The sequence below is a fragment of the Streptomyces sp. NPDC058773 genome, assembly GCF_042746015.1.
In the GTDB taxonomy this organism is placed as follows: Bacteria; Actinomycetota; Actinomycetes; order Streptomycetales; family Streptomycetaceae; genus Streptomyces.
The window spans coordinates 42,841-63,652 of the sequence record NZ_JBHYPE010000027.1 but is presented as its reverse complement, the minus strand read 5'-3'; the positions used below and the strand labels follow the sequence as shown (position 1 = coordinate 63,652).

Here is a 20,812-nt window from a genome sequence, read left to right as displayed (position 1 = left end):
CGCGGAGCGCTACATCCAGCCCGCGGCCCGAGCCGCGGCGACGGCGGCCGCCTCGGCCTCCTCCGCCGCGGTGTTCAGCGCCTCGCTGCGGCCCATACCGTCCCGCCCCGCGGCCAGTCCGGCCGCCTGGGACGCCTTGAGAGCGGCCTGGTACGCGGCATCGCCGTGCTCACCGCCGCCCTGGGACTGCGCGATCTGGGCGGCGAGTACGGACGCGGCGGCGGCGTTCCGGGCCTGCCGGGCGTCGGCTGCGGGATCGGGCGCCCCCTGGGCCAGCGCGGCCAGCGCACCGGCCGACAGGCGCACGGCGTTGACGGCCTTCGCGGCGGCCGCCGTCGGGACGGCGATGACGGCCCCCGCATCCGCCTCGACACCGGCGAACCGGCACGCGCCCGTGGTGCGGTCGGACGCGCTCCGCGCACGGACGGTATGCCGCTGCCGGAGCGCCTCCTCGGCGCTCACCTCCGCCGTGTCCCGGGCCCCAGTGGCCCGGTCCCGCTGAGCACCCGGCGGATGCTCGGCTCCGTGGGACTCGCTCATTGCCGTCTCCTTGCTGTCAGGGCGACAGTGCTGCGCCGATGGGTATCCCGCCCCGGCCGTGGGCACGGTGACCACCGGGACCGGGCGAACGGGTGCCGCGCAGCGTGGCACGCCGGGCCACAACAGACCAGAGCCGCACCACAACAGACCAGAGCCGCACCACAACAGACCAGAGCCGCACCGCGACGGACCGGAGCCGGGCCGCGACGGACGTGAGCGGTGCCCGGCCCCGAGACCAGCGCGGTACCCGATCCGCCCGCCCGCACCATCTGCACCACGCCCCCGGAGCCACCGGCCGTACGGGGGCGGCCGCGGGCTACGGTGCGGGAGAGACCGACAAAGGGGCGACGACCGGATGAGCAGCACCACAAGCGAGACCCTGATCACCCTCGGGCGCGGATATCTGCGGGACGCCCCCGGTACGTTCGGAAAGGCGGCACTGGCCACGCACTGCCTCAACCCATGGCTCCGGCAACACCCCCGCCAACGGCTCGTCCGCACCCGCTTCGGCGCCGAAATGCTCGTGGACACCCAGGACCTGATTCAGCGTTACGTCTACCTGTTCGGCCTGTGGGAACCTCATATGACGCACTGGCTCCGACGCCGCCTGCGCCCCGGAGACACCTACATCGACGTCGGCGCCAACGTCGGCTACTTCAGCCTGCTCGCCGCACAACTCGTGGGGAAACAGGGGCGGGTGGTGGCGGTAGAGGCCTCGCCCACCTTCCACACCAGGGTCCGCGCGCACGCCGAGCGCAACGGCTACGACACCATCCGCACCGTCAACTGCGCCGTCGCCGACGCCCGCAAGACGGTGACCCTCATCCTCGCGAGTTCGGCCAACATGGGCGCGGCCAGCATCGTCCCGTACGACGGCCCCGCGGAGCTCACCCTCGATGTCGAGGCGTACCCGCTCCCCGAACTGCTGGACCCGGACGAGCTCGCCGCGGCCCGCGTGATCAAGATCGACGTGGAGGGCGCGGAAGGCGCCGCCATCCGCGGCCTGGCCCCCGTGCTCGACACACTCCGCCCGGACGCGGAGATCACCGTGGAGGTGACCCCCGAGCGGATGGAAGCGCTGGGCGAGTCACCCGCCGAACTCCTCCACACGATGCGGGAGCACGGGTTCCACGCCTACCGGCTGCCCAACAGCTACGCGCCGGGAAGCTACCCGGCAGCACTGCACCGGCCGACGGCGGTGCCGGTGCGGTGGCGTGGCCCGGTCGTCGAGGAGAGCGATCTGATCTTCTCGCGCGTCGACGCGGAAACGCTTGCGTGAGCGCCGGACACGTCCGCCCCGCTCAGCTCCCGGCCGGATAGCCCCACCCCATTCCCGCCAGCTCCCGCGCCCGTGCCTCCACCACCGCCATGCGGGCCTCGCGTTCGGTGGTGTCGGTGTGGGAGGTCTGGCTGGTCGCCTGGCCGGGCCATTTGCGGTAGTGGAGGCCTACCTCGGCGGAGAACCAGCCGCGGCTGGTGGCGTTGAGGGCGAGCAGCAGGCCGGTGTCCTCCGAGGCGGGGAGGGCCATCCAGCCGCCGAGGGCGAGGGCCAGGCCGCGGCGCACGCAGAGCGTCGCGGGGTGGACCTGCGCGCGGAAGCCGTTCGCCGTCCAGAAGTCGAGCACGGTGCCGCGCTCGATCGGGCCCGGCTCGGGGTCGCCGGGAAAGCCGGCGGTGGAGCCGTCGGGCAGCAGGTCGAGGGCGCGGGAGGTGGTCCACCCGATGCCGGGGTCGGCTTCGAGGGCGGCCAGGTCGCGGGCGAGTGCGCCGGGCGGCAACTGGTCATCGGCGTCCAGGACCTTGATGTACTCGCCGTCCGCGTGCGCGAGGGCGATGGTGCGGGCGACACCGGGGCCGCCGGCCCGGCCCTGCCGGAAGGTCACCCGGGCGTCGTCGGGGACGTAGGGCGCGACCTCGTCGCTCGTGCCGTCCTCCTGGATGAGCCAGTGCCACTCCCACCCGTCGGGGAGTTCTTGCAGACGGAGCGATGCGTAGGCCTCCGGCAGGAAGCGCGCCGACGGCGCATGGACGGCGGTGACGATGATGAGGCGCCGGCGCACGGCACTTACCACCTTTCCTGTGAGCGGGCCGCGGAGGTTCATGAAGCCGGGATTCCCCGCACGGGAAACCGGACCGGCGGTCAATAAAGCGGGCGAGGGACATTGCCCTATTCGGTGTTCACGTTGTTCCTGTGCGGCGCGGGGCGTGCAGGCATGAAAATGCCCGATCGCTGGCGACGGGGGATGCACCAGCGATCGGGCTGTGGCCAAGAGTAGCAAGCCTGCCCGCGCGATGGGAGCCAACTGCTGAATTGGAACGCGGAGTTGTGGCTGGAGTCACGTAACGCGGGTCAGGTGACGGGAGAAACACGGGGTCAGAGGCGTGCGGGCCGATGGGGGGCGGCCCGTCCGACGACTTGCCGGACGCTCCCGGTCGGCCGCGTCGTGGCCCGTCAGTCACCGCACGGCGGTGCGTACGAGAGAAGCGGCAGATACTCGCGCCATTTCTCCGGTGTCAGAACGCCCCGGGTGGTCGAGCAAATACGGCTAATGGCCTTCTTGGTGTCGAGGTTCCACAGCCGGACGGTGCCGGCGCCGCTCGACACTCCGAGCATGTGACTGCTGGGGCTGAAGGACAGGAAATTGCCTGTCTTGGCGTTGGGGCTCGTCGACTGGCCGATGGCGGTCGCCCTGGAGGCGCCCATGTGCCAGAACCGGACCGTGTTGTCGTTGCCACCGCTCGCCAGGGTCCGGCCGTCCTCGCTGAACGTCAGCGACACCACTGCCTCGGTGTGCCCCATGAGCGGCGAGCCCCGCCGGGTCGCCTTACGGGGATCGGTCGTGTCCCAGAGCCGTACGGAGTCGTCGTCGCTGCCGCTGGCCAGGGTGCGGCCGTCCGGGCTGAAGGCCAGGGAGTTGACGGGTCCCAGATGGCCCCTGAGGGGCGGGCCGAGCGGGGTGGTGTGACGGGGGGCGGTGAGGTCCCAGAGCCGTACGGTGGCGTCCGCGCTGCCGCTGGCCAGGGTGCGGCCGTCCGGGCTGAAGGCCAGGGAGTTGACGTAGCCCTTGTGGCTGGTGAGCAGGTCGCCGAGCGGACGCACACGGGACGGATCGCTGACGTCCCACAGCTGAATGGTGTGGTCCTCGTAGGCGCTCGCCAGCGTGCGGCCGTCGGGGCTGACGGCCAGCGCGTCGGGCCCCACGAACCGGGTCTTCAGCCCGATGGGCTTCCCGTAGGAGACCGGGCGGGCCGGGTCGGCGACGTTCCACAGCTCCACCGTCTGGCTTCCCATCAGCACCGCGAGGGTGCGCCCGTCGGGGAAGAAGGCCAGGGAGCGCAGATCGCCCTTCCCGGGGGTGAACGGCTTGCCCAGGACCGCGGGCCGGGTGGAGTTGCGTACGTCCCACAGCCGTACCCGCCTGTCGCGGGCGGCCGTGGCGAGCACCTGTCCGTCCGGGCGGAACGCGCCGATCCGGCCGACCATGTTGGACGTCGGGATCGACCACAGCCGGACCTTGCTGTCGCCGCTGCCGGTGGCGAGGGTCCGGCCGTCCGGGCTGAAGCCCACGGCGTACATCTCACCGCTGCTGCCCGCGAGGGGCTCGCCGACCTGCGACGGGTACGCCGGATCGCTGACGTTCCACAGGCTGGCGGTGCTGTCCGCGCTGCCGGCGGCGAGCATGTTGCCGTCGGGGCTGAAGGCCACCGACCACATCGGGCCGGTGTGCCCGGTGAGGGGCGCGCCGATCGGTGCCGCGTGACGCGGGGAGTCCACGCGCCAGAGCCTGACGGTGTTGTCCTTGCTGCCGCTGGCGAGGGTGTCGCCGTCCGGGCTGAACGCCACCGAGTGCACGGTGTCCGAGTGGCCGGTCAGTACGGCGCCGGCCTCCGGACGGCCCCGTCCGGCCACCTCCCACAGCCTGATCCTGCTGTCGTCGCCACTGGTCGCCAGCGTCCGTCCGTCGGGGCTGAACGCCACGGCACGCACCGGGGCGGTGGCGCCGGTCAGGGTGGCCCGCGCCTTCGGCCGGTGCGGGTCGCGGACGTCCCACAGGCGCACGGTGTGGTCCTCGTCGGCGGTGGCCAGCGTCCGTCCGTCGGGGCTGAAGGCGACCAGGAAGATCGTGCCGTTGTGGCCGGCCAGCGGCGCCCCGATCGGCCGCGGCCGGTGCGGGTCGCGGACGTCCCACAGCCGGACCGTCCCGTCGTCCCCGGCGCTGGCGAGGGTGTGGCCGTCCGGGCTGAAGACGGCGGTGCTCACCCAACTGGTGTGGCCGGTGAGCGGCTTGCCCAGGGGCTCGGGACGCGTCGGGTCCGCCACGTCCCACAGGCGCACGGTCCGGTCGTAGCTGGCGGTGGCCAGGAGCCGTCCGTCCGGGCTGAAGGAGGTGAGGTAGACGGCGCCGGTGTGGCCCAGCATCGGTGTGGCCAGCGGCGCGTTCACCATCGAGATCAGCCGGTTGTTGGTGCCCTCGTCCTGGGGCCGCAGGCCGTGCGCCACCAGATCGAGCTGCGCCGACAAGGAGGGGTCCGTGTACTGGGCGCGGTCGGCCTGGGCGAGCACCTGCGCGAACACCGTGTCGTCCCGCTGCTGCCACGCGACCACCGCGGAGCCGACGGCCAGCATCGCCATGACGACCAGCGCCGCCACCGCGCCCCGGGCCAGGAGCACGGTGCGCCGGCGCAGCCGGACCGAGGCGGCCAGGAACTCCACCGCGGTGCGGGTCAGGAAGGTGTCGTCGGCGGAGTCGGCCCAGGTGCGGGCCTGCTCCAGACGGGAGCCGCGGTAGAGCAGCGAGGTGTCGCGGTCCGCGCCCTCCCAGGCCCGGCCGTCCTCCTCCAGCCGCTGGCGCAGCAGATTGCCGTTGCGGTCCTCGTCGATCCAGTCGCGCAGCCGCGGCCAGGCGTGCAGCAGCGCCTCATGGGTGATCTCCACCGCCTCCGCGTCGAGCGTCACCAGGCGGGCGTGCACCAGGGCTTCGAGCGATTCCTCCGTCTTGCCCGGGTCCGTTGACTCATCGGCCAGTTGGTGCCGTTTCCCTCGTCTGCGGGTGGCCTGGGTGTCCTCGCCGAGCCGGACCAGCCGGAGCAGGAGCAGCCGCGCGGCGGTGCGCGCCGTCGGGTCGAGACCGGACCAGGCCCGCTCGGCGGTCGCCGCCACCGCGCCCTGGATGCCGCCCGCCGCGCGGTAGCCGGCCAGCGTCAGCCGGCCCGCCTTCCGCCGCTGCCAGGTGGCGAGCAGGGCGTGCGAGAGGAGCGGCAGCGCCCCCGCGTCGTGCGCCCCGCCGGCGCCGTCGGCGCTGACCTCCCGGACGATCAGTTCCGCCAGCCCCGGTTCGAGTTCCAGGCCCACGGCCTTGGCCGGGCCGGTCACCGCGTCGCGCAGCTCCGTGGTGGTCAGCGGCCCGAGCACCATGTGCCGGTGCTGGAGGGCGTCGGCCAGTTCGGGATGCCCGAGACACTGCTCGTAGAAGTCGGCCCGTATGCCGAGGACGACGAGCACGGGGGCCGGGTCGCTCGGTCCGGCGGGGGTGCACACGGCGTGCAGGAGCTGGACGAAGGCGCGCCCGGCCGCCTCGTCGCAGAGGGTGAACGCCTCCTCGAACTGGTCCACGATCACGACCGGCCGGGCGGCGGCGGGGGTTTCGGGCCCCGCCCAGGCCGCGGCGGCCTCCCGCACGGCCCGCGTGAAGCGCGGCGAACCGGGCTCCGGCGCCGCCGAGCCCTCCGCGCCGGAGAGGGGCCCGGCGAGTTCAGGAATGCGGCGGGTCAGCTCCGCGACCGGATCGCCGCCCGGTACGAGCTGCACCACCTCGCGCGCCCGGCCGCTGCCGTCGCCCGGAGCGCCGCTCTGCAACGCGGGCACCAGACCGGCGTTCAGCAGCGAGGACTTCCCCGCCCCCGAGGCACCCACCAGCATGACCAGGCCACCGGTCCGCTCCGCCGCACGGAGCTGCGCGACGAGCGCCTCGGTGCTCCGCTCCCGCCCGAAGAACCACCCGGCGTCCTGCTGCCGGTACGAAGCCAGTCCCCGGTACGGGCAGACGCCGGGGACGGTGGCCGCCTCGGCCGGGCCGCGGTCCTCCTGCTGCGCGGCCGCCGCGGCGCGGTCACCGACCGGGTCCGCGACCGCGCTCTCCCACAGCCGCTGCCACTGGGCGAGGTCGTACAGCCCGGCGGACACCGGTGCGGGCCGCTGCCGCCGCGCCTGGGGGATCAGGATGTGCAGCACCGCAGCGAGCGCGGCGAACTGCGCGGGCACGTTCTTGGCCCGCCGCCAGTCGCTGATCCGCTGCACGGACACCCGCACGGGCCGCCCGCGTTCGTCGACCCGCTGGAGCCGGACGACCGCCTCGGCGACCTTTTTGAGGGGAGGGTTGCCGGCCTCCTTGTACAGCAGCGCGAGCCGCTCCGCGAAGGCCGTACGTGCCCCTGAGTCGGCACTCAAGGCTTCCACCCCCTACGTCCCCCGCACTTGGACATCCGGACCGGAAAACTCACCTTAGCTGGCTGACCTGTGGTTAAACCGTCCGTCCGAGTCCGGAACCTCCCCGCCGGGAGCCCCAGCTGGCAGGATCGCGCAGCAGCGGCGCAGCAACGGGGACTCCCGGGACAGCCCACCGGCTCAGCGCTCGAAGGCCACTCCTGACGCACATTCGCGGTCAGGCTCGGCCTGAGTCAAGAGCCGGTGGTGAGGGTCCGGGTGCCGGAGCGCGAGGGACCTGTGAAAGCGGTCCCTCCGGACTGCGTCCGCGTCGACCACGGGTCCTGCCTTCCCTGGATCCGCGCCGGTACGGGGGGCGCGGATCGACACCGCCCGCCGTTCGGCACCGGTCCCCACGAGGGGAGGGACCGGTGACGAACGGCGCGGCGTGACGACGGCCGGGCGGTGTCACAAGGGCCGGGTGGTGTCACCCGCGCAAACCATCCGGTTCGTCCCCGTGCCGCGGGCCCGCACTCGATCGACCGCTTCTTCAGCTCGTCATGCGTGACGTCCGGGTTCCCGCTGTGGATCTCCACCCTGCCGTCACTGTTCCGCATCGCCTGCGCGGGGCCCCGGCCCTTGTGCCACCGCCCGGCCAGATCGTTTCCCCGGGCTGCGACGGCGGGGATACAGTCCGGCCAGGGCGCCACGGGACCAGGGGAGGGGCTGGCGTGTTCGAGATCGTGACGGTGGGTGCGCTCACCGCATTTCTCACCGCGGTGGGAAATGGTGCCGCGGGGGAGATGGGCAAGCGGGTGCTCGTGTCGACGGGCGCGCTGGTGCGACGGACCCTGGGACGGCCGGAGCCGCTGCCGGCGAGCCCGGCGGGGTGGGAGGCGCTGGCGGCGGAGCTTTCCGAGAGGCTGAGCCGGGACCGGCAGCACCACGGCGAGTGGGCTCAGCTGCTGCGGACCATGCCGGCACCGGTGGTGCTGCCGGGCCCCGGAGCCGGACTGCCGCCCGCCACCCGGCACTTCACCGACCGGCAGCGGGTGCTGAAGCAGCTGACGCGAGAGGCGGCCCGTCCCGCGGCGGGCCGGCCGCGGGCCGCTCTGCTGTACGGGCCGCCGGGCATCGGCACCACCGCGGTGGGCCTGTACTGGGGAGCCGCCCAGCTCGCCCAGTACCCGGACGGGCAGTTCTACGTCGACCTCCGCGACCTGGCCGCCGGGAGCGGCCCGGAGCCGTCGGCGGTCCTGTTGCAGCTGCTGCTGGAGATGGGCATCGAACGGGAGCGGATTCCCCCCACGGAAGCCGGGCGCGAGGACCTGTACCGGCGGCTGACGGCCGGCCGCCGCATGCTGGTGGTGATCGACCACGCCTCCGCCGTGGCGCAGGTCCGCCACCTCGTCCCGTCCACCCCGGAGGTCTTCCTCCTGGTGATCTCGTCCGGTCCGGCGTTCGCGCTGGAGGCGGAGCGCATTCCCGTTCCGCCGATGGGCGACCGGGACGCGGTGAAGCTGCTGAAGAAGGTCGCCGGTCCGGAGAAGGCCGCTCTCGTCAAGGCGCAGCTGCCGGTACTGCTGGACCGCTGCGCGGGCAACGCCTTCGCGCTGAAGGCGGCGGCGCTGCGTCTGCTGACCGAGGAAACGCCGCTCCCGGAACCGGCGGACGGCCTCACCGGCCTCTCTCCGGTGCACGGCATGGCCCGGGAAGTGTGCCGGGGGCTCGGCCCGGAGGCCGCGCGGCTGTGCCGGCTGGCCGCGGTGGTCGGCTGGCCGGCCTTCGACGCGGGACTGGCCGGGGCCGCCGCGGACGTCGCCCCCGACGAGGCCGCCCGGATGCTCGCCGAGGCGGTGGACGCGCGGCTGGTGGAGCCGCTGCACGAGGGCCGCCACCGTTTCCGTCCCGAGGTGCGGCGCCTCCTGGCGGACGCCGCGGGGCCGGAGCACGGCATCGCGGAGTGCGCCGCGGCGGTGTCCCGCGCGCTGGACTTCGTGCTGAACCGGGCGCTGCACGCCGCCCATGCCGCGCTGCCCCAGAGCTGGCGGGTCGAGTCCGTCCCGGCCGACGGCACGCCGTACCGGGACGAGGCCGCGGGCATGGCGGCGCTGCGGGCCGAGGCCGCGAATGTCATCCGGGCGGTCTCCGTGGCCCGCGAATACGGCCGTCCCACCGTGGCGTTGCGGCTGGCCCGCGCGCTCTGGCCGCTGCAGCTGAAGGCCGGGCTTTGGGACGAGGTGCTGCCCGCCCTGCGGATCGCGGACCGCTGCACCGACGAGCACGCCACGGACCCCCGCACGGCGGCGTTGATCCACTTCCAGCTCGGCCACTGCCTCGGCGAACTGCGGTGCTGGGAGGAGGCCGACCGCGCGACGCACCGCGCCGTCACGGCCGAGCGCACGGCCGGCCACCTGCTGGGCGAGGCGTCGTCCGTGGAGCTGCAGGGACTGCAGATGCTGAGCCGGTGGCAGTACGAGGCCGCGTACGAACGGTTCGCCGAGGCGGAGCAGTTGTACCGGCGGATCTCCCCGGGGCAGGACGGCGCGGCGGACCTGCCCCGCGCCCTCGCGCTGGCAACGCGCCACCAGGGGCGCGCCCTGCGTGGCCTGGAGCGGCTGGAGGAGGCGCGGGTCCGCCTGGAGAGCGCGCGGGACTTCTTCGTGGCACAGGGCGAGGCGTACAACCAGGGCCGCGTGCTCACCGACCTCGCCGAGGTGCTGCACGACGCCGGCGACAACACCGCGGCGCTGGCCCGCATCGCCGAGGCCGAACGGCTGCTCACGCCGGAGGGCGCGACTCCGCACCTGGACTACCTGGCCCGTCTCCGGCTGCGGTGTGAGGCCGCGGAGTAGCCGCGGTCACCGGGTGCACGCCGGCTGCCGCGTGCACCCGGAGCGTGCTGCCGCCCGGTGGCACCACGCCGCCGTGCACCAGCCACGCGTGCAGCGCGGAGGCGTACCCGGCCGGGTCGAGGTCCGCCCCCGGGCCCGCCGACAGACGCAGTACCCCGTGCTGCCGGGTGCGCACCGTGCAGTGGTCCGGCCCGCTGACATACGCGGCGAGCACGCAGTGCGGATGACGGCGCAGTACCTCAGCCGTCCACCCCTCCGGGCCGCCGAGGCGCGGATCGTCCGGCGGTCCGTCACGCCAGATCACATCCGCCGTCGCCAGGTCCCCCGGATCGAGAGTGTCCTCGTGCACGGCGCGGTGCGCCTCCCCGGCGGCGTCGTACGGATGCCCGGTGGAGCGCTCGATCACGACGTCGGCCCCGCGGACCCGCGTACGGACATCCAGCGGATGTGTACGCCGCGGGGGATCGTAGGGCGGCAGCGGCAGCGGCTCCAGCAGCGGGGGAGCCGCCGGCTGGGGCAGGTCCATCAGCGAGTAGAAGTGCCGTCGCAGCAGTTCCGCCGAGGCCCCCGGGGCCGAGGTGATGAACTCCGCCGGCCCGGTGCGTGGCCGGTGCCGCACCATCAGGTCCGCCAGCTGTTCGCGCAGCGGCCCCTGCGGATCGAGCCGCGGCGCGTCGCGGACGAACGCCGCGAGCGGCGCCTCCGGGTCCAGCCGTTCCTCCCCCGTGGCCGCCAGCAGCACCGGGATGCCGAGCGCCGCGGCGTAGTAGGAGACCGCCCCGAAGTCCCCCACCACGGCATCCGCCGCGAGGATGGCCTGCCGCCAGGCGTGCACCGGGTCGATCAACGCCAGCCCGCTGCGCCGGGCCCGGTCCAGCCACATCCGGATCTGCCCCGGGCCGTGCCCGAACCAGATGTTCGGATGCAGAACGGCCGCCAACCGGTAGTCATCGGCGGGCAGTTCCGCGGTGAGCCGGGGCAGCAGACTCGGCACGACGTCCTGGCCACCACCGTTACCGAAGAGACCCTCCGGGTTCCAGGTGGAGTTCAGCACGACCAGTCGCTGCCCGCGCCGCACACCCAGGGCGCGCCGGAACCGCTCCCGGTACGGCCGCCCGGCCAGCATGCGGTCGAAACACGGATCGCCGGCGAGGACGGCCGCCGACGCGGCCTCGGGGCACACACGCCGCAGCCGTTCCCACTGCTCCGGATGCGACAGCACCAGCCCGTCCGCATACGGCTCGCCGTCCCGCAGCAGCCACTCCGGCGACAGCCCGAACGTCGGCTCGCGGCTCGCGGCTCGCGGCTCGCGGCTCGCGGCTCGCGGCTCGCGGCTCGCGGCTCGCGGCTCGCGGCTCGCGGCTCGCGGCTCGCCCGAGCTTTTTAGTGTAGCCCACACCATGCGACAAAACGGTCAATTTGCCGTTCAGGGCGTGCAGTTGGCCGCCGAAACTGGCAGAAATCGCCAGGTCCACCGGTGTTCGCAGCGCCTGCTCCCAGGGCAGCACCGGCAGGTTCAACTCGGTGAACAGTCGCTGGATTCCGCCCTGAAACACCGACGATTCCGTTGAGGTGACCAGCAGTTGCACCCGGAAGTCGTCGTGGAACAACGGCACGATGTCCAGCAGACGCCCGGCGGAGGTGACGTTGTGCACCACGAGCAGCACCCGACGACGAGTCGCCCGGCTCACCCAGCGATCAGCGCCTTCCCCGACCGGTACCTGTATCGCCGGGGGATCGGACGGCCCCACCTGCCACCTCCTGCTGACTGCGCGGCACTCGCGGCGCTTTGGCGTACGTCTCCCACTCGCGCTGCCCGGAGCGCTCCTCCCTGATGTGGCGTGCGCCACCCCGGGCAGAAAAACGGGAGCCGGATTCCGGGCCGCCTCCCCAACGGCGGCTCGCAAGAGGACTGGAAACAAATCAGGACCCGACCCGCGATGCGGATCAGGCCCTGACCTGTGTTTCTTCAGTCGGGGTGGCGGGATTTGAACCCACGACCTCTTCGTCCCGAACGAAGCGCGCTGCCAAGCTGCGCTACACCCCGAAGCAACGAGCTCTACTTTAGCGGACTGATCCCCGTAGGTGAAATCCGGTTCTTGCGGAGCCGGGGAGAAGGCCTGACCTGGTCGATCCCGATGGTGATCAAGGACAGCAGGAAGCTCGCCAGGGCGAGGGTGAGACCGGTGGCGGCGGTCGGGGGAGGGGCGCCGGCCGCAGTGGGGAGGGCGAGGGTGAACGCGAGGTAGAGGAGTGGGTAGGCCGGCCACTGCCAGGCGTGGGACAGGCGGAAGCCGCGGGGCGCGGTGAACAGAAGCCAGTCGGCGAGGGCGGCGAGCGGGGTGACCGTGACGAGGAGGTGGTGGGAGAGGGCTCGGGCAGTGGTGGGGAGACCGGTGTCCGGCAGCACGAAGGCGGTGGCGTCGGCGGCGGGGAGGGCGTGGTGGATCAGGGCGGGGAGGGCGAGGAAGGAGAGGAGGGCGCCGGTGATCCAGGGGCTCACGGGGCGGCGGCCGGCCCAGGCGCGGTGCGCGGAGCCGGCCGAGACCAGCGCCAGGGCGAGGTTGGCCTGCACGGTGAAGTGGGTGAGGAGCTGGGCCGGGGCGGGTGAGCCGAGGGCGGCGAGGAGCAGGCCCGTCAGGGCGGCCGCGGCGACGAGGGCGCGGAAGGCGGCTGCCAGGGGGCGGCGGATCGTGGGGGCGACGGCGGCGGCCGGGGTGCGGGCGGCGGCCCCGGCCGGGTCGGTGGCGTAGCGAGTGGACTGCGAGGTCCGGGTGGGGTCGGACATTCCTCCACGTTAGGGGGATGATCGCCGGGCCGGGGAGACCTCATTCGGCAAATCCGCGGGTCGGGGGTGAGGCCCACACGTCCGGCCCCCGGTCCCGGCCCGGGAGAGCCCGAGCCGTCGGCTCCCGGGCGGGACCCCGGCCCCGGCCCTCAGCCCGTGAGCCCGGCCCCGGCCGAGCCCGTGGCTCCCGGTCCGCTCAGTCCCGCGCCGTCAGGGTCAGCAGCGTCGCCTCCGGGGGGCAGGCGAAGCGGACCGGGGTGTAGCGGTTGGTGCCGCAGCCGGCGGAGACATGGAGGTAGGAGGTGTGGCCGCCCGCGGTGTGGGTGGACAGGCCCTTCACCCGGTCGGTGCCGATGTCGCAGTTGGTGACGAGGGCGCCGTAGAAGGGGATGCAGAGCTGGCCGCCGTGGGTGTGACCGGCCAGGATCAGCGGGTACCCGTCGGCGGTGAAGGCGTCCAGCGAGCGCAGGTAGGGGGCGTGGACGACGGCCAGCGAGAGGTCGGCGCCGGATTCCGGGCCGCCGGCCACCTCGGCGTAGCGGTCCCGCTTGATGTGCGGGTCGTCCAGGCCGGTCAGGGCGATCTCGATGCCCTCCAGCTTCAGCCGGCCGCGGGAATTGGACAGGCCGACCCAGCCGGCCGCGTCGAACGCGTCCCGCAGTTCTTCCCACGGGTTGTGGACGACGCCCACGGCGGGGGCGTTGCCGTTGAGGCCGTGCCGGCCCTGGACCCGCTCGATCAGGTAGCGGGCGGGGTTGCGGAGCTTGGGCCCGTAGTAGTCGTTGGAGCCGAAGACGTACGCGCCGGGGAACTCCATCAGCGGGCCGAGCGCATCCAGGGTCTCGGGCACGCCCTCGGTGTCGGAGAGGTTGTCACCGGTGTTGATGACGAAGTCGGGGCGCAGCCCGGCGAGCGACTGCAGCCAGCGCTGCTTCTTGCGCTGTCCGCTGACCATGTGGATGTCGGAGACCTGCAGGACGCGCAACGGCCGCATACCGCGGGGCAGTACGGGCACGGTCACCCGCCGGAGGCGGAAGGAACGGACTTCGAAGCCGGCGGCGTAGGCCAGACCGGCCGCGCCGACTGCCGTCAGGGTCAGGGGTACTCCGTATCGCGCGCGCATGCGTCCCATCGTCGCAGAGAGCGGGGGGTGGATGCAGCGGAGGAGCGGCCCGTCGTGGGGCCGGTGTGGCGGGGCCGGGGGAAAAGGGCGCGGCGATTGTCGGCGGGTGGGGGCATACTCAACGGCATGACCACGCTCAAGTCCAAGCTCAAGGACGACCTCACCGTCGCGATCAAGGCGCGCGACGAGCTGCGCTCCTCCACCCTCCGTCTCACGCTCACCGCGATCCAGAAGGAGGAGGTCGCGGGCACCGAGTCGCGTGAGCTGTCCGACGGCGAGGTCGAGAAGATCATCGCGCGGGAGGCGAAGAAGCGCCGGGAGGCCGCGGACGCCTTCGAGAAGGGCGGCCGGGCCGAGCAGGCCGGGCGGGAGCGCGCCGAGGGCGAAGTGCTCGCGGAGTATCTGCCCAAGCCGCTGACCGACGACGAGCTGGAGCAGCTGGTCGCGGCGGCCGTGGCGGAGGCCAAGGGCGCCGGCGCCGAGGGCCCGAAGGCGATGGGCGCGGTCATGAAGATCGTCAACCCTCAGGTGGCGGGCCGCGCCGACGGCGGCCGGGTGGCCGCGACGGTGAAGAAGCTGCTGGCCGGCTGAGCGGCCGACCGAGTCCCCGAAAGACGGCCGAGGGGCGCCCCCGTGATGTGGGGGCGCCCCTCAGTGCGTGCCGTACGGGCCAACCGGCCGCCTACCAGCCGCCGTTGCCGCCGCCCAGAAGGCCGGGGAAGCCCGGAATGTGCCAGCCGCCGCCCGGCTTGCCGCCGTGGCCACGGCCGGGCTTCTGCGCGCCGCGGCCCTTGCCGTCGTCCTGCTGGTGGTCCTTGGCCGGATCGCCGATCGGGACGGTGGGCAGCTGGGGCGCGGGCCGGCCGTCGAGGGCGCCGGTCATCGCGTCACGCCAGATGGGGCCGGGGGTGTCGGCGCCGTAGACCTTGGCGTGCGAGACGCCGCCGATGCTGATGTCGTACATCTTGCGCTTGTGCAGCGGGTCGCCGACCCAGACCGCACCGGCCGCGTTCGGGGTGTAGCCGACGAACCAGGCGGCGTAGCGGCTGTCGCTGGTGCCGGTCTTGCCCGCGCTGTCGCGGCCCTGGAGACCGGCTTCCTTGCCGGTTCCGTCCTCGACGACGCCCTTCAGGAGGGTGTTGATCGTGTCGGCGGTCTTCTTGGACATCGCGCTGCGGCAACTGGACTGCGGGACCTTCAGCGCCCGGCCCCGTGCGTTGGTGATCGACTCGATGGCGACGGGGGAGCAGTACTCACCGCCGTTGGCGAACGCGGCGTAGCCGGCGGCCATGGTCAGCGGCGACATCTCCTGGACGCCCAGCGTCATCGACGGGACCTCCTGCAACGGCTTGCCGTCCGCCCGCTCGATGCCCATCTTCTGGGCCATCTTCACCGCCGGGCAGATACCCATGTCGCTGATCAGCTGCACGAAGTAGGTGTTGACCGATTTCGCGGTCGCCTCCTTCATGCCGTACGGGCCGACCTCTTCCTTGTTCTCGTTCTGCGTGGTGTCGGTGCCCTGCCACTCGCCGTCGCAGGTCTGCACCGGGCTCGGGTACGGCATCCGGTACGGCGAGGGGTACTCCTGCTCCGGACTCGTGCCCTGCTCCAGCGCGGCCGCCGCGATCACCGGCTTGAAGGTCGACCCGGGCTGGTAGCCCGCGCCGCCGCCCATGGCGTGGTCCACCGAGAGGTTGATCACGGTCTGGTTCTCGCCGAAGCCGTACGGGCGTGACTGGCCCATGCCGAGGATCTTTCCGGTGCCCGGCTCGACGATGCTGGCCGCACCGGCGACCGGGTCGTCGTCGTAGACGTGGTCGCTCAGCGATGCCTGGATCGACTTCTGGGTCTGCGGGTCGAGGGTGGTGCGGATCGTCATGCCCCCCTCGTTCCAGCGCTTCAGGCGGACCTTGCGGTTCTTGCCGAAGTGCTTGTCGGTGAGGAAGACCTTGCGGATGTAGTCGCAGAAGAAGCCGGCGCCGTCGACGGCGGTGATGCAGCCGTTCTTGGGGCGGCTGATCGCCAGCTTGATCGGCTTCTTGGCGGCCGCGTCGGCCTGCGCCTGGCTGACGTCCTTCAGGTCGGCCATCCGCTGGAGCACGGTGTTGCGCCGCCGGGTGGCCTCCTGCGGGGCGTTGACCGGGTCGTAGCGGGTGGGCGACTGGACGATGCCGGCCAGCAGCGCCGACTCCTCCAGGTTCAGGTCCTTGGCGTGCTTGCTGAAGTAGCGCTGGGCGGCCGCCTCGACGCCGTAGGCCTGCTGCCCGAAGAACGTGATGTTGAGGTAGTTCTGCAGGATCTTCCGCTTGCCGAGTTCCTTCTCGACCTGGATCGCGTACTTGAGCTCCTTGACCTTGCGGCCGAGGGTCTGCTGGGTGGCCTGGGCGACCTTGTCCGGATTGTCGCCCGCCTCCTCGATGAAGACGTTCTTCACGTACTGCTGGGTCAGTGTCGAGGCGCCCTGGGAGACGCCGCCCGACTGGGCATTTTTGTTGACTGCCCGCAGGATGCCCTTCGGGTCGATGGCGCCGTGCTGGTAGAAGCGCGCGTCCTCGATCGCGACGATCGCCTGCCGGATGTACGGCGACATGTCCTTGAGGCCGACGACCGTGCGGTCACGGGAGTAGACCTTGGCGATCTCGCCGCCCTTCGCGTCCAGAATCCTGGTCCGCTGGCTGAGCGGCGGGGTCTTGAGGTTCGCCGGGATGTCGTCGAAGCCCTCCACCGACCCCTTGGCGGTCAGGCCGAGCGCCCCCGCAGCCGGGAGCGCGAGACCGGCGAGTACCGCTCCGGCCAGGACGCTGACACCGAGGAACTTGGCGGCCTGCTGCGTCTTGGACAGACCTCCGCCATCGCGCTTCTTAGGCATGAGGGCAGCCTACGTTCTCAATCCGCCGGACAGGGGCGCACGTGTTCGTTTAGCCTGTCCTCAGTCAGCGCAGCCGAACAGTTACGCCCGAGTTCGTCAACCCCTCCTTCCCGCGGGACGCGCCCCCACGTGCCCGCAGGCGACGAGGAAAATCCCGTGTCAGGACGGGGAACTGTCCTGCCTTGTGCGCAAAGTGACGTATGCCGCACGGTCACTCCGTTGGGTGATCTGCCGCATACGCATAGTCCGTTCGGGCCATCCAAGATTGGGCCCGAAGGGGGTGTTGCGCCCTGCCTGCCTTCCGTAACGTCCTCAACTGGCAACGGTGAATATGCCGCTTGCCGCCGTGGGGGAGCCTCGATTCGGGAGAGGACGGCGCCAGCATGAGCTGGGTAACCGACTGGAGCGCACAGGCAGCCTGCCGCACGACCGATCCGGATGAACTGTTCGTTCAAGGGGCGGCGCAGAACCGCGCCAAGGCGGTGTGCACCGGATGTCCGGTGCGCACGGAGTGCCTGGCCGACGCCCTGGACAACCGGGTGGAGTTCGGCGTGTGGGGCGGAATGACCGAACGCGAGCGGAGGGCGCTGCTGCGTCGCCGCCCGACCGTGACGTCATGGCGCCGGCTGCTGGAGACAGCGCGTACGGAATATGAGCGCAGCACGGGCATCCTGCCGGTGGACTGTGACGACGAGGCCTTCGATGAGTTGGCCGCGGTGGGCTAGCCGCGGGCACGGCCGGAGAAATCGGCCGAGAAGGTTCGGTTGATGGCGCGGTCTGATCGGTCGGACGGACGCGAAGTCCGTCAGCGACGGTGAGATGCACCGGAGTTGGAGGCATGGATGGGGGTGGGCGCGCTGATCCGGCGCGCCCGGTGAAGACGTGGAACGGCGCCCGGGGGTGTGGTGAAGGGCGCTTCGTTGGTGGGCGGGTGGCTGAACCAGCCGTGAGTACGGCTCCTTCGCCGCCCGTCGTCAGTCGTCGGTGTCCGAGGGGTTCAGCGCCAGGCGGTCGCCGATGGCACGCAGCCCTGAGAGGTCATGGACATCGCCGGGCAGTGCGGCGACCTCCGTCACCGGAACCTCGGGATGCAGCGCGGTGAAGCGGTCCCGCGTGCGCCGTTCGCGCGCGAGCACCTGCATGCGTTCGGCGTGGAGTCGTAGGAGTCCGGCGGCCAGTTGCTCCGCTGAGGCCGGGGTGGATGTCGGGTGCTCCGCCGCGGCAGCGGGGGAGAGGCTGCCGGCGGTACGTGAGCCAGCCTTCCCGCCGTCGAGATCCACAATGCCGTCGGCGGCAAGATTATTTTCCGCCCGGTCGGGGGCGGGATCCGTCCCGTCCGGGGCCGTACCGGGCTCCGCCGCGTCCGCCTGGGTGTCCTCCGCCATGCGGTCGGTGAGGGTCTCCGCGGCGGCCAGTGCGCGCTCGGCGCTCAGTTGGGCGGCGCCGCTGCCGTGTACGCGGTTCAGCACCAGGCCGGCCAGCGGCATCTGCTCGGCGGCCAGCCGCTCGACGAAGTACGCCGCCTCGCGCAGCGCGTCCCGCTCCGGCGCGGCCACCACGAGAAACGCCGTACCGGGCGCCTGGAGCAGGCGGTACGTGGCGTCCGCGCGGGTGCGGAAGCCGCCGAACATGGTGTCCATCGCGGCCACGAACGTCTGCACATCGCGCAGCAGTTGGCCGCCCATGAGCTTGCTGAGGGTGCCGGTCATCATCGACATGCCGACGTTGAGGAACTTCATCCCGGCCCGGCCGCCGACCTTCGCCGGCGCCATCAGCACCCGGATGAACTTGCCGTCCAGGAAGGAGCCCAGGCGCTTGGGGGCATCCAGGAAGTCCAGCGCGGAGCGGCTCGGCGGGGTGTCGACGATGATCAGGTCCCACTCGTCGTTCGCGCGGAGCTGGCCCAGCTTCTCCATGGCCATGTACTCCTGGGTGCCCGCGAAACCGGCCGACAGGGACTGGTAGAAGGGGTTCTCCAGGATCGCGCGGGCCCGGTCGGCGTCCGCATGGCCCTCGACGATCTCGTCGAAGGTGCGCTTCATGTCCAGCATCATCGCGTGCAGTTCGCCGCCCGCGGTCTGGTCGACGCCCTTGACCTGACGCGGGACGTTGTCCAGCTCGGAGATGCCCATGGACTGCGCCAGCCGCCGGGCCGGGTCGATGGTGAGCACGACGACCTTGCGGCCGCGCTCGGCGGCGCGCACACCCAACGCCGCGGCGGTCGTGGTCTTGCCGACACCGCCCGATCCGCAGCACACCACGATGCGGGTGTGCGGGTCGTCGAGCAGCGCATCGACCTCGAGCCGCGGGGCCGAGGCGTCCAGCGTCGTGGTGTCCGAGGTCATATGGGCCCCTGTTTCCGCAGGTCTCTCGCCAGGTGGTAGAGCCCGGCGAGGTCCACTCCCTCGGGGAGCAGCTCCAACTCGTAGGTGGGCAGGCCGATGGCGGTCAGCTCGGCGTACTCGGCGCGCTCCAGCTCGACGCGCTCGGCGTGTTCGCGTGCCTGCTCCAGCAGGGGGTCGATCAGCCGGTCCGCCAGTCCGCCGCGGCGGGCACCGCCCAGACCGGCCTGGGAGAGCGCCTTGGCGACGCCCGCACGGGCGCCCCGGGCGGCGATGTCGAGATCGCCGTTGTCCAGCAGTGCCGGGCGGGTCATGTTGATGACGACGCCGCCCACGGGGATACCGGCGGCGCGCAGCTCCTCGACTCCGTCGGCGGTCTCCTGGACGGGCATCTCCTCCAGCAGCGTCACCAGATGCACCGCGGTCTCGGGCGACTTGAGGACCCGCATCACGGCCTGCGCCTGATTGTGGATCGGGCCGATCTTCGCCAGACCGGCCACCTCGTCGTTGACGTTCAGAAAACGGGTGATGCGGCCGGTGGGCGGGGCGTCCATCACGACCGCGTCGTAGACGAACTTGCCGTTCTTGTCCTTGCGGCGGACCGCTTCGCACGCCTTGCCGGTCAGCAGGACGTCCCGCAGGCCCGGGGCGATGGTCGTGGCGAAGTCGATCGCGCCGAGCTTCTTCAGCGCCCGGCCCGCGCTGCCCAGCTTGTAGAACATCTGGAGGTAGTCCAGCAGGGCGCGTTCGGCGTCGATGGCGAGGGCGTGGACCTCGCCGCCGGCCCGTCTGCCGCCACTGCCGCGCGCGGTATCGCCGCCGGACTCCGTCCGGGAGGAGCCCCAGGGCGCGGCGCCTTCCGACGCCGGACCCACCGCGATCTTGCGTTCCTCGTAGGGAAGCGCTTCGGTCTCGAACAACTGGGCAATGCCCTGTCGGCCCTCGACCTCGACCAGGAGGGTACGGCGACCCTCGGTGGCCAGGGCGAGGGCGAGGGCAGCGGCGACCGTGGTCTTTCCGGTGCCGCCCTTGCCGCTGACGACATGGAGCCTGCTCACGCCAAGGAGCCTAACCAGTCCTCGTCCCGGCTACGCACGGGATACGCCTGGGAAGCCCCGGATATCTGCCCAACGGTCCGTCCGGGACGGATCAGGGATGATCCGTAGGGGTCCGGCGGCCGGGCCGTCGGCGGGCCGGGGCGGACGGCTTCCACCGCGGCCGTGGACAGGCATTACGCTCGCCCCATGACCAAGTGGGAATACGCGACCGTGCCGCTGCTCGTGCACGCGACGAAGCAGATTCTGGACACCTGGGGCGAGGACGGCTGGGAGCTGGTCCAGGTCGTTCCGGGCCCCAACAACCCCGAGCAGTTGGTGGCCTACCTGAAGCGGGAGAAGCAGGCATGAGCGCGGTGGAGGAGAAGATCGCCGAGCTCGGCCTGAAGCTGCCGCAGGTCGTGCCGCCGCTGGCCGCCTACCAGCCCGCGGTGCGTTCCGGCGCCTATGTGCACACCTCCGGCCAGCTGCCGATGGTGGACGGCGCGCTGCCGCTGACCGGCAAGGTCGGCGCCGAGGTCAGCGCGGAGCAGGCCAACGAGCTCGCCGCGACCTGTGCGCTCAACGCGCTGGCCGCCGTGAAGTCCGTCATCAAAGACCTCGACCGGATCCAGCGGGTCGTGAAGGTCGTCGGTTTCGTCGCCTCCGCGCCGGACTTCACCGGCCAGCCGGGCGTCCTCAACGGCGCCAGCGAGCTGCTGGGCGAGATCCTCGGCGAGAAGGGCGTGCACGCCCGCTCCGCGGTGGGTGTGGCGGTGCTGCCGCTCGACGCGCCGGTCGAGGTCGAGATCCAGGTCGAGGTCGCCGAATAGGCAC

At 72.3% G+C, this 20,812-nt stretch carries 15 protein-coding genes and 1 tRNA gene; 6 read left to right on the top strand and 10 right to left on the bottom strand.

From position 1 onward, the window contains the following. Nucleotides 1-9: 9 nt before the first annotated feature. The gene (locus tag ACFW5B_RS22795; RefSeq protein WP_386442481.1) at nt 10-540 is read right to left on the bottom strand and encodes a hypothetical protein; all 531 of its coding nucleotides are present in this window, start codon (nt 538-540) and stop codon (nt 10-12) included. Between the two features lie 355 nt (nt 541-895). On the opposite strand from ACFW5B_RS22795, the gene ACFW5B_RS22790 reads away from it, so the two are divergent. After that, on the top strand, nt 896-1,819 hold the full coding sequence (locus ACFW5B_RS22790; RefSeq protein WP_386442478.1) for an FkbM family methyltransferase: 924 nt from the start codon (nt 896-898) through the stop codon (nt 1,817-1,819). A gap of 22 nt (nt 1,820-1,841) precedes the next feature. Here ACFW5B_RS22790 and ACFW5B_RS22785 read toward each other — a convergent pair whose 3' ends face one another. Beyond that, on the bottom strand, nt 1,842-2,642 hold the full coding sequence (locus ACFW5B_RS22785) for a glycosyltransferase family 2 protein (protein ID WP_386442475.1): 801 nt from the start codon (nt 2,640-2,642) through the stop codon (nt 1,842-1,844). Between the two features lie 350 nt (nt 2,643-2,992). Next, nucleotides 2,993-6,997 carry an AAA family ATPase gene (locus tag ACFW5B_RS22780; RefSeq protein WP_386442472.1) on the bottom strand — a complete coding sequence of 1,335 codons (4,005 nt, stop codon included), beginning with the start codon at nt 6,995-6,997 and terminating at the stop codon, nt 2,993-2,995. Nucleotides 6,998-7,695: 698 nt separating this feature from the next. Here ACFW5B_RS22780 and ACFW5B_RS22775 point away from each other — a divergent pair. Continuing rightward, nucleotides 7,696-9,819: an ATP-binding protein gene (locus ACFW5B_RS22775; protein WP_386442469.1), complete on the top strand. Its 2,124-nt coding sequence runs from the start codon at nt 7,696-7,698 to the stop codon at nt 9,817-9,819. Here the strand turns inward: ACFW5B_RS22775 and ACFW5B_RS22770 are convergent. From ACFW5B_RS22770 to ACFW5B_RS22755, 4 genes are all read right to left on the bottom strand, one after another. After that, nucleotides 9,746-11,221, bottom strand: a complete 1,476-nt coding sequence (locus ACFW5B_RS22770) for a hypothetical protein (protein ID WP_386442466.1) — start codon at nt 11,219-11,221, stop codon at nt 9,746-9,748. The genes ACFW5B_RS22775 and ACFW5B_RS22770 overlap by 74 nt on opposite strands. A 571-nt stretch (nt 11,222-11,792) precedes the next feature. After that, nucleotides 11,793-11,866, bottom strand: a tRNA-Pro gene (locus tag ACFW5B_RS22765). A gap of 12 nt (nt 11,867-11,878) precedes the next feature. Beyond that, nucleotides 11,879-12,607, bottom strand: coding sequence for a Pr6Pr family membrane protein (locus tag ACFW5B_RS22760; protein ID WP_386442463.1), 729 nt, complete (start codon nt 12,605-12,607; stop codon nt 11,879-11,881). A 196-nt stretch (nt 12,608-12,803) separates the two neighbouring features. Further along, on the bottom strand, nt 12,804-13,730 hold the full coding sequence (locus ACFW5B_RS22755) for a metallophosphoesterase (protein WP_386442460.1): 927 nt from the start codon (nt 13,728-13,730) through the stop codon (nt 12,804-12,806). Between the two features lie 126 nt (nt 13,731-13,856). Between ACFW5B_RS22755 and ACFW5B_RS22750 the strand changes: the two genes are divergently transcribed. Then, complete coding sequence (locus ACFW5B_RS22750) at nt 13,857-14,321, top strand: GatB/YqeY domain-containing protein (RefSeq protein WP_386442457.1); 465 nt, start codon at nt 13,857-13,859, stop codon at nt 14,319-14,321. Nucleotides 14,322-14,412: 91 nt separating this feature from the next. On the opposite strand, the gene ACFW5B_RS22745 is transcribed toward ACFW5B_RS22750, so the two are convergent. After that, nucleotides 14,413-16,599 carry a transglycosylase domain-containing protein gene (locus ACFW5B_RS22745; protein WP_386442454.1) on the bottom strand — a complete coding sequence of 729 codons (2,187 nt, stop codon included), beginning with the start codon at nt 16,597-16,599 and terminating at the stop codon, nt 14,413-14,415. Nucleotides 16,600-16,982: 383 nt separating this feature from the next. Between ACFW5B_RS22745 and ACFW5B_RS22740 the strand changes: the two genes are divergently transcribed. Further along, nucleotides 16,983-17,324 (top strand): WhiB family transcriptional regulator, encoded by a 342-nt coding sequence (locus tag ACFW5B_RS22740; protein ID WP_386442451.1) that lies wholly within the window; start codon nt 16,983-16,985, stop codon nt 17,322-17,324. Nucleotides 17,325-17,573: 249 nt separating this feature from the next. Here ACFW5B_RS22740 and ACFW5B_RS22735 read toward each other — a convergent pair whose 3' ends face one another. Both ACFW5B_RS22735 and ACFW5B_RS22730 read right to left on the bottom strand, forming a co-directional pair. Further along, the gene (locus ACFW5B_RS22735; RefSeq protein WP_386442448.1) at nt 17,574-18,944 is read right to left on the bottom strand and encodes an ArsA family ATPase; all 1,371 of its coding nucleotides are present in this window, start codon (nt 18,942-18,944) and stop codon (nt 17,574-17,576) included. Beyond that, entirely contained in the window at nt 18,941-19,999 is a 1,059-nt protein-coding gene (locus ACFW5B_RS22730) for an ArsA-related P-loop ATPase (protein ID WP_386442446.1), read from the bottom strand. The genes ACFW5B_RS22735 and ACFW5B_RS22730 overlap by 4 nt, the downstream gene beginning before the upstream one ends. A gap of 186 nt (nt 20,000-20,185) precedes the next feature. Here ACFW5B_RS22730 and ACFW5B_RS22725 point away from each other — a divergent pair, with 186 nt between their 5' ends. Beyond that, entirely contained in the window at nt 20,186-20,347 is a 162-nt protein-coding gene (locus ACFW5B_RS22725; RefSeq protein WP_003975360.1) for a DUF4177 domain-containing protein, read from the top strand. Further along, nucleotides 20,344-20,808 (top strand): RidA family protein, encoded by a 465-nt coding sequence (locus tag ACFW5B_RS22720; RefSeq protein ID WP_386442443.1) that lies wholly within the window; start codon nt 20,344-20,346, stop codon nt 20,806-20,808. The genes ACFW5B_RS22725 and ACFW5B_RS22720 overlap by 4 nt, the downstream gene beginning before the upstream one ends. The last annotated feature ends 4 nt before the right edge of the window (nt 20,809-20,812 follow it).